Raw genomic sequence first — 13,033 nt, 5'->3', positions numbered from 1 at the left:
TGAATTGAACCCATCCGGATAGGACAAGGGATAACCCCTCTTTTCCTTCACCCATTGGGTGCAAGCTGTTTGTAGCAAGACATCCCTTCGTGTAGAGCTTTTTAGATGATTTGTGGATACTTACTTTCGAAATTCAGGATAAATTCTGATCTTTTCAAAAAGCCTCCAACACCGCAGTTTGCTGTTGGAGGCTTTTATAAGTATGGCTTCACACTGCTTGGGGCATCGGTCAGTCAAGCATGCTGGAAGAGCACACGGTACTCGCCGTAGCCTTCTTTCTCCAGATCTTCTTTGGGCACGAAGCGCAGCGCCGCCGAGTTGATGCAGTAGCGCAGGCCGTCCGGACCGGGACCGTCGTTGAAGACATGCCCGAGATGGGAATCGGCTGTTTTGCTGCGGACCTCGGTCCGGACCATCAGGTGGCTGAGATCGGTTCTCTCCTTGACCGAATAGTCGCGGATCGGCCGGGTGAAGCTGGGCCAGCCGCAGTCGGAATCGAATTTGTCCCGGGAGCTGAACAGCGGCTCGCCGGAGACAATATCGACATAGATGCCATCCCCGTGATGATCCCAGAACTCGTTGCGGAAAGGGGATTCGGTCGCATTGTTCTGGGTCACTTCATATTGCAGCGGGGTCAGCCTTTCCTTCAGGCTCTGCTTATCCTCCCTGTGCTTCCAGTGATTCTCGATAAAAGCATCCCTGCCGGAGCCTTTGCGGTACCGTTTATAATGACCGGGGTTCTTGCGGTGGTAGCCCTGGTGGTACTCCTCGGCACGGTAAAACGGCTTGGCCGGAAGAATCGGCGTGACAATCGGAGCAGAGAAACGCCCGCTGGCCTGCAATGCCGCTTTGGAGGCTTCCGCCTCCTGCCGCTGCTCTTCGGAATGAGTGAAGATGGCCGTACCGTACGAAGTGCCGCGGTCATAAAACTGCCCTCCGGCATCGGTGGGGTCGATTTGCTGCCAGAACAGCTCCAGCAGCTTGCTGTATGGGAAAATATCGGGATCAAAGGTGATTTGCACCGCCTCCACATGGCCTGTGGTCTCCGAGCAAACCTCTTCGTAGGTGGGATTAACAGTATGCCCGCCCGTATACCCGGAGACGACCTCCACAATCCCCGGCAGCTCTTCAAAGGGGGATACCATACACCAGAAGCAGCCTCCCGCAAACGTTGCTTTTTCCGTTTTGTTGCCTATATCGTCAGATTGAATTCCACTCATAAATACCCTCCATTCATGGATTGCAATTAAATAGATCACAATGTAATTATAAATCAAAAAGACGCTCCCTGCCAGCAGACCGTCCGGGTCAGCGCCATCAGTCGTTCTTTGGACCGAAGGAGCGGGGGCGCAGCGATAATACAGCCAGAGCCAGCACGGCCACATAAACCAGGATGGCAATTCCCGCGCTCCGCGGATGCTTGAACAGCTGTCCGCCGAGAAAGGCGTACAGGGCGATGCCGGGGATCTTGCCCACTCCGGACGCAGCGAGATAGCTCCAGAAGGACAAACCGGCAGCTCCGGCATAGATGTTAACGGCCATCTGAGGAAAGACCGGGATCAGCCGGGCCAGCACTACTGCGGCAAACGGCCGCCGCTGCACAGCGGCTGTGAACTTATCCAGGGCGGGTACAGCGCTCAAATAAGCACTGGCTTTCTCCTGGAACATGTATTTGACGATACCGTATATGATCGCTCCTGCAAGCGTTGAGGCACTCCAGCAGAGTAACGCACCGGCCAGGCTTCCATAGGCATAGCCGTATAGCCCGATAATCAGCTTATAAGGCAACACCGGAAATATAGCCAGTAAAGTGGCGGCACCGAGACTAAGAAACAGATTATGATCCTCCCGCAGCCAGGCCAGAAGGTCATATCTGTAGATAAACGCGAGGGCTATCCCCGAAACATACAGCAGTACTGTCAGCCATTTTCTCATTCTACTATGCCCTTTCTTCCGCTCATTCATCTCATCATACTGAAAAAAATGGTTTTAATGAAGCAAAGATCATTTGTCGCCGCGGCTTGTCACGGTATAATACGTCTAAAAGGAAAAGGAAATACAAGCAGCCAAGGGAGATAACGCCTATGAAAATTACTGAACGCAAAAGAGTGGCCCTGGTCGGCATCGGCGATATTGCCCGGAAGGTCTATCTGCCGCTGCTCTCCGGGCATGATCAGGCGGAGGTGGCGGGAGTGCTCAGCCATTCCCCGGAAACGGTGCAGAGGGCGGTCCATTCCTACCGGTTCCCGCGCGGCACCACGGATCTGAACGAGCTGCTGTCCTGGGAGCCGGATGCGGTATTTGTGCATAGCCCAACCCCGACGCACTATGATATTGTTAAGCAATGCTTAAATCATGGCGTATCGGTATACGTGGACAAGCCGCTGTCCTATAATCTTGAAGAATCCCGGCGGCTGGCCGGATTGGCTGAAGACAAGGGGCTGCTGCTGGCAGTGGGCTTTAACCGCCGTTATGCGCCGATGTATATGGCCGCCAAAGCCTGGCTGGAGAAAGCGGGCGGCATCAGCGCCTGCCATGCGTTCAAGCACCGGACCAAGCTTCAATCCGGCAGCAGCCGTGAGACGGTGCATGACGACCTGATCCACATGCTGGATCTGCTGCTCTGGCTCTGCGGGGGCGATGCCGAATTGCTGCACGGCAATCTGAAATCGGACAATGCCGGACAGCTGCTGCAAGCTTCCGGTATGCTGGGCTGGGATCAGGGGGCGACCGGCATGTACAGCATGGTACGGGATGCCGGTGCAGATCTGGAGAAGCTGGAGCTGCACGGCAACGGCAGATCTGTAGAGGTTGTCGATATGGAGCGGGCAACGCTGTATGAGAAGGGCACACTGCCGCGCGCGCAGAGTTTTGGAAGCTGGGATACCCTGCTTGAGCGGAGAGGCTTCAGTGGTGTGGTAAATCATTTTTTAAACAGTATGGATACACCGGAGCAATGCGGCATTTCCGCTTCAGCCGTTATGGCCAGCCATGAGCTGGCAGCACAGCTTGCGGATTGACAGCGGGCAGAAAGGAGGAAGCAACATGGAGGATTACCGCAAATCAACGGAAGAGCAGATCATCGAGAGCTACAAGCGGGATGAAGAAATGATGATTCTGGTTTTTGCCCAGTGGTGTGTGAACAACAAGCTGGACCCGCATGCGCTGTATCTTCAGGCTTATCCGCAGCAGGAAGGCAATGCGGCGCTGAACCATGCATTGTCGCTGACGGTCCCCGGTGAGGAAGCCGGGTTTATTTCCGATGATACAGTGCTTGGTGTACTGTCCCTGTACAGCAACGATGACCTGGCTTATGCAGTCACAGAGGCAATCGCGGAGAGAAGGCCCCCGCAAGGCACAGAGGATTGACAACGGGGATATAATAGTAGTGGTCATTAAACTTTTTTTTGGCAAACGATGTTCATTGTGTTATAAATGTGTTAAAATTATATATACTAACTAATTGTAAGCTTCACAAGTGAGAGGTGAGAATAATGGAAAAACATCAGCTGACGATGTGCCCGCGATTCGAAACGGCCTTCTCCTTCTTAGGCAAACGTTGGAATGGACTTATTATTCAGACATTGATGAGCGGACCGAAGCGCTTCAAGGATATTTCCGCTCTGATCCCGTCCATGAGCGATAAGATGCTGTCCGAACGAATGAAGGACCTGGAATGTGAAGGGATTCTGGTGCGCCATGTATACCCGGAAACCCCCGTACGCATCGAGTATGAACTGACAACCAAAGGCCGCGCGCTTGAGCCGGTAATGCAGCAGATTCAGTCTTGGGCCGAGAGCTGGGTCGAGTAGTTCCCCCGCTTAACTGTCCTTTTGGAGCCCCTTTCTCTGATTGTGAGAGGGGCTTTTTCAAAAGATAAGAATTTATATGTTTCACGCTATAATGGCAAATAAAATTTGCACGCATGACGGCAGAATATAATATAATAGAAAAAACTGCTGCCCTGCCCCACTAAGCTGTATTTCTTACTGCACTGTGCATTTATAGGGTATCTGCGGATAATTATGGTAACGCTAGCAAAACACATTGTATGCTTTCGGAGCGAGTTTTGTACGGAGTGGATTCAGGATGCAATGCTGACAAAACTAAGCGTATGCTTCCGGAGCGAGTTTTGACGAAATGGTTCAGGATTGCAATGCCGACAAAACTTTTAGGAGGCGAGGAAGATGACAACCACCTTATTTTCCCGGGAAATAACCTATGGAAAAAAAGATGTTGCCGAACTGGAGAGCGCTTCGATCAGGGTGCAGCTAATTTATGACAAAGTGCTGTTCATGCTTCACGGCCATCTTCCCGATTCCTTATGGAACGCTTGGATTGGGGTGCCTTATGACATCATTTCCTCTTTATACAAAGGGGATAACGATAGCGGAAGCGTTTTTCAAAAGTGGATTCAGAGCAGTGCCGGCTGGAAATGCATCGGCTGTGAGCGTCATTGCCTTGAGCCTTCCGCCGGTCCGGTTATTCCAGCATCCGGCAAGCAGCGCAGCTTCACCTTCCATAATGGCATTCGGCAGAGCATGGTGCTTCAGGCCGTGATCTGGTCCATGTATGAGAATACGGTGCTTTTCCAGCCTTATTTGGGCGGAGAGGCTTTTCTGGATGAGGAGGATTTGGATACGATCTCCACGTATTTTGTACCTACCTATCTAAGCAAGCAGCGTCTGACCGAGAACGGCAAGCCCTGCAAAGAATATCAGGAGCAGAATATCCGGGTGTACCAGGAGCGGATCTCTGCACCGGATCTGGTGCTTCAGTGGAATGGAGGCCTCACCGAAGGCCGCTGGATGACCGGCGTCTACGTGGACCATTCGCGTTTTGCCGGGCTGGGGCCATACCTGAAGGATGACCAGGGAAAACGGACGTATATGCGGGCTACGGTGCAATAGAGAACCGGGCTTTAACATAGAAAACACCTCTTGAACAGGGGTGTTTTTTGATGTTTGAGAAATTAAACGATGACCAAAAATGCGGATAACTCCAAAGAAAAAAGCAGGGGAATGTTTTTTTTAAAGATAAGAATTTATATGTTTTGGGGGAAGCGTAGCTTATCCGTTATTTCACGGTTGCGCTGTAAATGAACGAATGGATCGGGACTTCGGCCAAGCAAACTGCGCGAATGCGTTGGCCGCAGCGGGGAGGTAGAGGGAATCAAAGGCAGAAGTGCCTCTGATTTCGCCCGAAGCCGGCTGGACGGTGGAATCAACGCGAAATGATTCTTCTCCTTCCCCACTGAAATGGCAACATTCTTAATATAGGACGCCGATAGGCGTCTTTCTTGAAAGATAAGATTTTAGAATTTCGAAAATAAGTATCCACAAACCATCTAAAAAGCTCTACACTAGGGGATTTCTTGCTACAAACAGCTTGCACCAAAGGGGTGAAGGAAAAAGAGGGGTTATCCCTTGTCCGATCTGGATGGGTTCCATTCACTTTCGGAATACAGGATGAATGGAACCGGAGAGCCTGAACAAGCGGATGAAAAGCAAGGAGGTTCATAAGGAACGAAAGCGAAGTGGAAAAAGTAACACTAATGGGCTGGAATTCTGGCTTTAACGGGCTTTAGTGGGATTTTGTACACCTAATGGAGGCCTGTTCACCCCATATGGCTGATTTCAGCCGGATTAGTTGTACTTTTTCCCACTAGGGATGATCCGGTATCCGAATGCGCTACCTTAGTTGTACTTTTTCCCACTAAAATGGCTGCCCTTTGGATGAATGGTTCAAGTACATCTTAATGCAGGCGTATTCCTCTGTAAGGGAGAGAAACGGATCGATTAGTGATCCTTTTTCCCGTTAACGCAAGCGAAAAAGCGGCCGGGGGAATATGAAGTGACCTTTTCCACTCGGCTTCCCGCCTGGCTTCAGCAGCCAGCCTTACACCTGAAATGCCAACAGCTGCGCTGCCCGGTCAGGGACGGCGCAGCCGTTTCCACTTGGAAGATAAGAATTTATCCTGAATTTCGGAAGCAAGTATCCACAAATCATCTAAAAACCTCTATACGAAGGGATTTCCTGCTAAAAACAGCTTGCACCCAATGGGTGAAGGAGAAAGAGGGTTTATCCCTTGTCCGATCTGGATTGGTTCCATTCACTTTTAAAATTCAGGTTTATATGTTTCAAGCTATCAACTATCCTTTTATTTTTGGAGAAACGGATACCGTCCTTATCAGGACGGCGAAGCCGTTTCCACTTGTGGCAGGCGCAGGAATATTTGAGAACGGCCTCCGTTTGCGTTATCCTTAAAAAAGACTATCTACATAATCATGACAAGCCTGAACAGCAGGATCGGGGCTGTGAACGGGCGGGGGAAGGCGGTGCCGGAAATGTCCGCGAAATGGATGTGGCGTATTTTGCTGGGAATAATTATTATCGCAACAGTTGGCGGCTGCTCTTCGGTTCTTGGCTCCATGACGGACGGAAGCAGCGCGGAAACTGGAAATACAGGACCGGCGTTCTCGGTGCTGGTGGGTGACAGTGAGCTTGCCGGAAGCTCCGGGAGGCAGCTTAGCGAAACCTACAAGCAGGGAAGCACGCTCATTGAGCTGCTTAAGAGCAGCGGAGCCGCTACATTTGCGGCTGACGGATATACTCTTCTGTCGGTGAATAAAGTATTCTTAAGTCCGGAATGGATCTGGGAAATTCAATTGAACGGCAAAAAAATAACCGATTGGAACAACAGTGTTGACCGTGAGGATGCCATCATCGTAACGGCGAAGCCCGCAGATAGTAAGGCTGAGCTGCAGCCGGTCATCTTCACCGTAAACGGCGGAAGCGAACAACCGGAGAAGACTCATTCCTATGTGCTGCCATATACGGAGGATTTGTCCGTCCGGGGGATGCTGAAGAGCAGTGGGATGGTGTTATTGTCTGAAGATAACAAGTCGGTAACCAGCGTTATGGATTACAAGCCGCTGAGCAATGAGGAATGGAAGCTGAGAGTCAATGGCAAGCAGCTGCTGGACAGCGGAATCGATATGAAGCTTAGACCCCAGGATACGCTGGAGGTAGTGCTTGTGCTGCGTTAATTCCAGATAGTATTAAAAAAAAGACGCCGTAAACGGCGCCTTTGACCACTCTATTATTTATGCAAATTTCAGGGTCATATATGTTTCAATGAGGAGAATAGAGGGTATTGGTATTAGGAAATTAAATGCGGCAAATTTCGTTGGGACATAATTCACAATGGCAGATGTCCTGGAGCATCGTAAGGTCCTTGATCACAATCATGCCGTTCTCATACTCCACAGCATCTTTTTTACGCAGATCGCTCAGCATCCGGTTGACGCTTTCGCGGGTAGCTCCAATCATGTTGGACAGATCCGTATGCGTAATTTTTTTGTTGATCAGAATGCTGTCCCCGGTCTTCTCGCCGTAGGTATTGCCCAATCGAATCAGCGTGGAGCATAGTGCGCCAGGCTTGCCGTACATCATCAGGTCACGGAATTTCGTCTGCGTGAGGCGGTGATGGATACCCATCCATTTCATAAAGTCGATGGCAAAATCACAATGCTGGCAGATCAGAATCTCCAGATCCTTCTGCTCAATAACGCCGACTTCACTTTCTTCAATCACTTCGGCAGTGAAGCTGTGCTTGGTGCTGAAGAACGGGTCTGCCTGACCTACCATGTCGCCGGCCTGATACATATACAGAATGAGTTCTTTGCCTTCGTCAGTAGATTTGGTGAGCTTCACACGTCCACGTTTGATATAAAACAATTTATCCGAGTAGTCGCCTTCCCAGAATAGATGAGAGCCCTCAGGGACCATGCGCTCTTTCATTGTGACCAGAAGCCGGTTAAAGTTCTGTTCGGAGAAACAGTTTGTATTGCCGTGGGCTTCGATAACATTGTAATGTTCCTTTATCATAATCGACATCCCCTTTATTCCCTCAGTTTTTCAGTAAATTTTAAATTAATTATACATTGAAATTCCTCTTTATGGGTAAAAATTTTCACATTAAAAGTGTCGAATTTTTAACATTGTGATAATTTTCACTTCAAAAGTGTGAGATTTAATATGATTTTGACCTGAAATAGGGATCATCAACAGAAAAACAGGTTAATTATAGCATTTGTCTCCTATTATGCACAGATGCTGGGGGACGCTGCTTTTTTTGACTTGCCGGGGCAGCGGACCCGTTTATTTTCACGTTGGCCTCAATAATTCGGCTTTTTAGATCATAACGCAGCCTGCACGTTTCTTTCAACTCCGTAAAAATGCACATAACTCCGTTATCGGCTGACATTGGCCTTCTCTCCCCGGGGAGCTACGCTGGAGATGGGCGTCCGGGGGTTCTGTGCTTCACGGAAGCCGGTGGACACAATTCGGGAGAAGGAGAGTTCAATATGGCAAAAGTAGCGGACAAATATCTGAAGGTCGATCCATGGGCCATTATCGAGGAAGGCTTCGACCCCGTTCGGAACCGGATCTCGGAATCGGTTTTTTCACTGGGCAATGAATATATGGGGGTGCGCGGCTATGCCGAGGAGGGCTATAGCGGGGATTCCCTGCTCGGCAGCTATTTCAACGGCCTTCATGAGCAGCTTGAGATCGGCAATCATTACAAGGGGATTATCCGCTCGCTGCGCTACATGGTAAATGCGGCGGACTGGCTTCATACGCGTCTTACGGTAGATGGAGAACAGCTTGATCTGGCACGCAGCAAAATAACCGGTTACAGCCGCATACTGGATTTCCGCAGCGGCACCTACCGCCGTGAGTTTATCTGGCTGCTGGAGAGCGGCAAGGAGCTGAAGCTCACTTTTACACGGCTGGTCAGTATGACGCATGCACATCTGGGCTTGCAGCAGGTTGCTTTTGAGCCGCTGAATTTCTCGGGTGAGGTGGAGATCTGCACCGGACTTGATTTCGGCATTATCCACGAGGAACGCGGGCAGAGTATGTGGAGAACTCTGCGCAGCGGGGTGGAAGGCGCTGTTACTGCAATTATGGCGAGTACTCTGACCACAGGCAATAAGCTGTTTTCCGGATTTGTCCTGCAATCCTCCCAGGAGCTGCACACAGTAAAGGTAGAACGGGACCGGTTTATCGGGCAGGCCTTCAAGCTGCAATTAACCCAAGGGAAAGCTGTTTCTTATACCAAGCTCGCCGCCAATTGTTCAGATCCTGATGCCTCCCGCCACGAAGACGCGCTCTGGGCCGAAGGGCTGGAGCTTGCGGCAGCCGCCTCGAAGCTGGATGAAGCCCAGGTGTTTGCAGCTCAATCGGCTTACTGGAATGGAGTCTGGGAGACGAGCGATATCCGTATTGAAGGCGATCCCGAGAACCAGCAGGGCATCCGTTTCTGTATCTTCCAGCTGCATCAGACGTATCATGGGGATCATCCCGGCTACAATATCGGTGCTAAAGGGCTGACGGGTGAAGCTTACAGAGGGCTGGCCTTCTGGGATACGGAATCGTACTGCCTGCCGTTCTATTTGTTCAACAACCCCAAGGCGGCCAAAAGCCTGCTGGAGTTCCGCTATAAAACACTGCCAGAGGCCATGGACCGCGCCAGGGACGTGGATTGCGAAGGGGCCTGTTACCCGATTGCCACAATTGATGGCACCGAGAGCTGCGATCTGTGGCAGCACTCCAACCTCCAGCTTCATGTCGGTACGGCGGTTTCCTATGGCATTTGGCATTATGTGAAAAATACAGGAGACAGGGATTTCCTGTACAGTAAAGGCGCTGAAATGCTGATTCAGATCAGCCGTTTCTATGCGTCCCGCGGACAGTGGGGGCAGCGCAGCGGGGAATATGGATATTTTGGCGTAATGGGTCCTGATGAATTCCAGCTGATGGTGAATAACAACTGCTATATTAATCTGATGGCGAAGAAATTATTCGAATTCACCCTGGAAGCTGTTGCCGGGATGAAGGAGCTGGTGCCGGAGGCCTACGCTGCATTAGCCCTGAAGACAAGGCTCCGGCCGGAGGAATTAACCGACTGGAGCAGCAAGGCGGAGCATATGCGGATTCCTCTTGACCATGAAAGCGGAGTGTATGAGGAGCATGACGGTTTTTTTGATATGCCGCATATCGATATTCATTCGATTCCGGTGACGGATTTCCCGCTGTATTCGAACTGGTCCTACGACAGATTATACCGCTATGACATGATCAAGCAGCCGGATGTGCTGATGTTTATGTTCTTATATAACGGGGATTTTTCCCGGGAAGCCAAGCTGGCCAACTACGAGTATTACGAACCGAGATGCATTCACGAATCCTCGCTCTCCCCGTCGATCCACTCCATTCTGGCAAATGAAATCGGCAAATACGAGGAAGCCTATCATTTCTTCGAGTTCGCCACCCGGCTTGATCTGGACAACTACAACCGCAATACCCGCGAAGGCCTGCATACCACTTCCATTGCCGCGGCATGGATGAATATTGTATACGGGTTCGGCGGCATGCGTTCGGACGGTGAGTGCTTATCCTTCCGGCCGACACTGCCGCAGCGCTGGAGTTCCTACAGCTTCCAGGTGATGTATGAGGGTGTGCTGCTGGGAATTGCAGTGGACAGAGAGAATGTAAGCTTCACAGCGCTCCGCGGCGGAACTGCCGGCATCAGGGTATACGGACAGCTGATCAAGGTGGATGCCGCCGGCACGAAGCTTCCGCTTGGCGAAGGGATGATGGCGTGATGGGCTGGACAGTCTCAGACGCAGGCTTCGACAAGAATCAGATGATTACAAACGGCAATAAATATATGACCGGCAACGGCTATATGGGCTTCCGGGGCACACTGGAGGAGTTCGGCAAGGATCAGCTGGCCGCGGTTACACTGGCCGGATTGTACGATCAGGTCCAGGATCAGTGGCGTGAGCCGGTAAATGCCCCGAACGGATTATTCACGCTGCTAAGCTGCAATGGGCAACGGCTCAGCGTGCTGGATACGGTGCCGCTGGATCATAAGCAGGAGCTGGATATCCGCAGTGCCGTTCACCGCAGAGTGACTGTGTATAGTATACCGGAAGGCGGGGAGCTGGCCTACACGGCTGAACGTTTTGCCAGCATGGATCAGCTGCACCTGCTGGCAAGCAGGCAATCGGTCCGGGCCACAGCGGACTGCCGGATTATGATTGAGACGGGGATCGACAGTGAGGTATGGGATATCAACGGCCCCCATCTGCATAATAGGCAGGAACTGTTCAAGGCCGGTGTGCTGCTGTCTTCTGCAATTACCGGAGAGCTGAAGCTCCCGGTTGTTGCAGGAGAGCTGTCCGTGTTCGGCTTTGGCAGGCAACAGCAGAACACGGCGGGTGCGCTGCGGAGGATCACTTTTGATGCCAAGGCCGGAGAGACCTATGAATGGTTCAAATATGTGTCTGTGTACAGCGGTCTGGATACGGCTGACGATCCTGAAGCATTGGCGATTCGAGCAGTCCTTGAAGCAGCAGAGCAGGGCTACGCAGGACTGCTGCAGGCCCACCGCAGGGTGTGGGAGGAGCGCTGGTCACGCAGCGACTGCATCATTGCGGGTGACGAAGCTGCGCAGTTTGCTCTCAGATACAGCATGTACCAGCTAATGATTATTGCACCTACCGTATCGGAGAGGGTATCCATTCCGGCCAGGGGCTTATCCGGCCAGGTCTACAAGGGGGCGGTGTTCTGGGATACGGAAATGTTCATGCTGCCTTTTTTTCTGCACAGTGATCCCGGCGTTGCCCGCAACCTGATGATGTACCGCATCCACACCCTGGACGGCGCCCGGCGCAAAGCTGCTGAATACGGGTATCTCGGGGCATTTTATGCCTGGGAGAGCCAGGATTCGGGAGATGACGCCTGCACGCTGTTCAATGTGAACGATGTTTTTACGGGCCGCCCCATGCGTACGTATTTCCGCGACAAGCAGGTTCATATCAGCGCGGACGTGGTCCACGGCATATGGCAGTACCTTCTGTTTACCGGAGACGACAGCCTGATCTTGGACGGCGGGGCCGAGGTTATCTGGGAATGTGCGCGTTTCTTCTATTCTTATGCTTATTACAATCCGCTAAAAGAGCGCTATGAAATTCTGGATGTCACCGGTCCGGATGAATACCATGAGCGCGTGAACAATAACGCTTTTACCAATGCTTTGGTCAAAGAAACCCTGGAAATTGCTTTGCGCTGCGCAGAACTGCTGCAGAGCAGATACCCGGATGCTTGCCGCAAGTTGTGCGCGCAGTTTGCCGGAGGGCCATTCCTGAACGAATTCCAGGCCATGCTGGAGCGGCTTTACATTCCGCAGCCGGACCCGGACACGCTGATCATCGAGCAATTTGACCGCTATTTCAAGCTCGAAGAGGTCGGCCTTCCTGAACTGAAGTCGCGGGTGATCAACCTCAATGAATATTGGGGCGGCGGCAACGGGCTTGCCACCACCACGAGAATATTGAAGCAGGCGGATGTGGTCCTGATGCTGAACCTGTTCAAGTCTGCTTTTACCAAGGAAGTGAAGCAGGCGAACTGGGAATTCTATGAGCCGCGCACCGAGCACGGCTCCAGCCTCAGCCCGTGCATCTATGCGCTGGCTGCCGCCGATATCGGCTCGCCGGATTGGGGCTATCCGTATTTTATGCGGACAGCAACGGTTGATCTGACCGGGAAATCGAAGCAATATGTCGGGGATCTCTATATTGGAGGAACGCACCCGGCAGCGAATGGCGGCGCGTGGATGGCTGCGGTGCTTGGCTTCGCGGGTGTACAGTTCGATGGGGAAACAGTCCGCCTGAATCCGTCGCTGCCGGAGCATTGGCGGTCCATAGAACTGCCGGCTGCGCTGCGCGGCGGTCATTACAGGCTGCGGATCAGCCGCAATGAGGTTACGGTTACAGCGGCTGAGGGCAACTGCGAAGCTTTGGCCTTTGCCGGCTTCGGCGGCGCAGCTGAGCTGTGCGGGCCGGGGGACCAGCTGCATCTGCAGGCTGCGGGGACGGCGGCGGTTCCGGAATAGCTGTGGCATAACAAGCTGCCGGGCGGCTTGAAGAGATCAAGATCTAAACGGAGAGGATAGATAACC

Annotated in this window: 11 protein-coding genes; 8 read left to right on the top strand and 3 right to left on the bottom strand. The window is 52.0% G+C overall.

The annotated features are described in order from the left end of the window. Positions 1 to 233 precede the first annotated feature (233 nt). Together msrA and HYD27_RS10800 are read right to left on the bottom strand one after the other, a co-directional pair. Positions 234 to 1,220: a peptide-methionine (S)-S-oxide reductase MsrA gene (msrA, locus tag HYD27_RS10805; protein WP_219214768.1), complete on the bottom strand. Its 987-nt coding sequence runs from the start codon at positions 1,218 to 1,220 to the stop codon at positions 234 to 236. Positions 1,221 to 1,317: 97 nt separating this feature from the next. Then, on the bottom strand, positions 1,318 to 1,935 hold the full coding sequence (locus HYD27_RS10800) for a TVP38/TMEM64 family protein (RefSeq protein WP_219214765.1): 618 nt from the start codon (positions 1,933 to 1,935) through the stop codon (positions 1,318 to 1,320). 149 nt (positions 1,936 to 2,084) lie between these two features. On the opposite strand from HYD27_RS10800, the gene HYD27_RS10795 reads away from it, so the two are divergent. The 6 genes from HYD27_RS10795 to HYD27_RS10770 all read left to right on the top strand — a co-directional run bounded on the left by HYD27_RS10795 (position 2,085) and on the right by HYD27_RS10770 (position 7,049). Further along, on the top strand, positions 2,085 to 3,020 hold the full coding sequence (locus HYD27_RS10795) for a Gfo/Idh/MocA family protein (RefSeq protein WP_219214763.1): 936 nt from the start codon (positions 2,085 to 2,087) through the stop codon (positions 3,018 to 3,020). Positions 3,021 to 3,045: 25 nt separating this feature from the next. Next, positions 3,046 to 3,369, top strand: coding sequence for a hypothetical protein (locus HYD27_RS10790; RefSeq protein WP_219214760.1), 324 nt, complete (start codon positions 3,046 to 3,048; stop codon positions 3,367 to 3,369). A gap of 125 nt (positions 3,370 to 3,494) precedes the next feature. Continuing rightward, on the top strand, positions 3,495 to 3,812 hold the full coding sequence (locus HYD27_RS10785) for a winged helix-turn-helix transcriptional regulator (RefSeq protein WP_219214758.1): 318 nt from the start codon (positions 3,495 to 3,497) through the stop codon (positions 3,810 to 3,812). A 375-nt stretch (positions 3,813 to 4,187) separates the two neighbouring features. Then, a complete protein-coding gene (locus tag HYD27_RS10780; RefSeq protein WP_219214756.1) occupies positions 4,188 to 4,910 on the top strand; it encodes a hypothetical protein in 723 nt (240 codons plus the stop codon). A 943-nt stretch (positions 4,911 to 5,853) separates the two neighbouring features. Beyond that, positions 5,854 to 6,267 (top strand): hypothetical protein, encoded by a 414-nt coding sequence (locus tag HYD27_RS10775; RefSeq protein WP_219214754.1) that lies wholly within the window; start codon positions 5,854 to 5,856, stop codon positions 6,265 to 6,267. An 80-nt stretch (positions 6,268 to 6,347) separates the two neighbouring features. Further along, a complete protein-coding gene (locus HYD27_RS10770; protein ID WP_219214752.1) occupies positions 6,348 to 7,049 on the top strand; it encodes a hypothetical protein in 702 nt (233 codons plus the stop codon). Positions 7,050 to 7,170: 121 nt separating this feature from the next. On the opposite strand, the gene HYD27_RS10765 is transcribed toward HYD27_RS10770, so the two are convergent. Then, positions 7,171 to 7,890, bottom strand: a complete 720-nt coding sequence (locus HYD27_RS10765; RefSeq protein WP_220101580.1) for a Crp/Fnr family transcriptional regulator — start codon at positions 7,888 to 7,890, stop codon at positions 7,171 to 7,173. A gap of 479 nt (positions 7,891 to 8,369) precedes the next feature. On the opposite strand from HYD27_RS10765, the gene HYD27_RS10760 reads away from it, so the two are divergent. Together HYD27_RS10760 and HYD27_RS10755 are read left to right on the top strand one after the other, a co-directional pair. After that, entirely contained in the window at positions 8,370 to 10,673 is a 2,304-nt protein-coding gene (locus HYD27_RS10760; protein WP_219214751.1) for a glycoside hydrolase family 65 protein, read from the top strand. Continuing rightward, positions 10,673 to 12,967, top strand: coding sequence for a glycosyl hydrolase family 65 domain-containing protein (locus HYD27_RS10755; protein ID WP_219214749.1), 2,295 nt, complete (start codon positions 10,673 to 10,675; stop codon positions 12,965 to 12,967). The genes HYD27_RS10760 and HYD27_RS10755 overlap by 1 nt, the downstream gene beginning before the upstream one ends. Positions 12,968 to 13,033 lie beyond the last annotated feature (66 nt).

Origin of the sequence: Paenibacillus sp. S150 (assembly GCF_019352175.1) — a bacterium.
In the GTDB taxonomy this organism is placed as follows: Bacteria; Bacillota; Bacilli; order Paenibacillales; family Paenibacillaceae; genus Paenibacillus_AQ.
The sequence above is the reverse complement of the archived record's forward strand: the minus strand, read 5'-3'. Positions and strand labels throughout refer to the sequence as shown.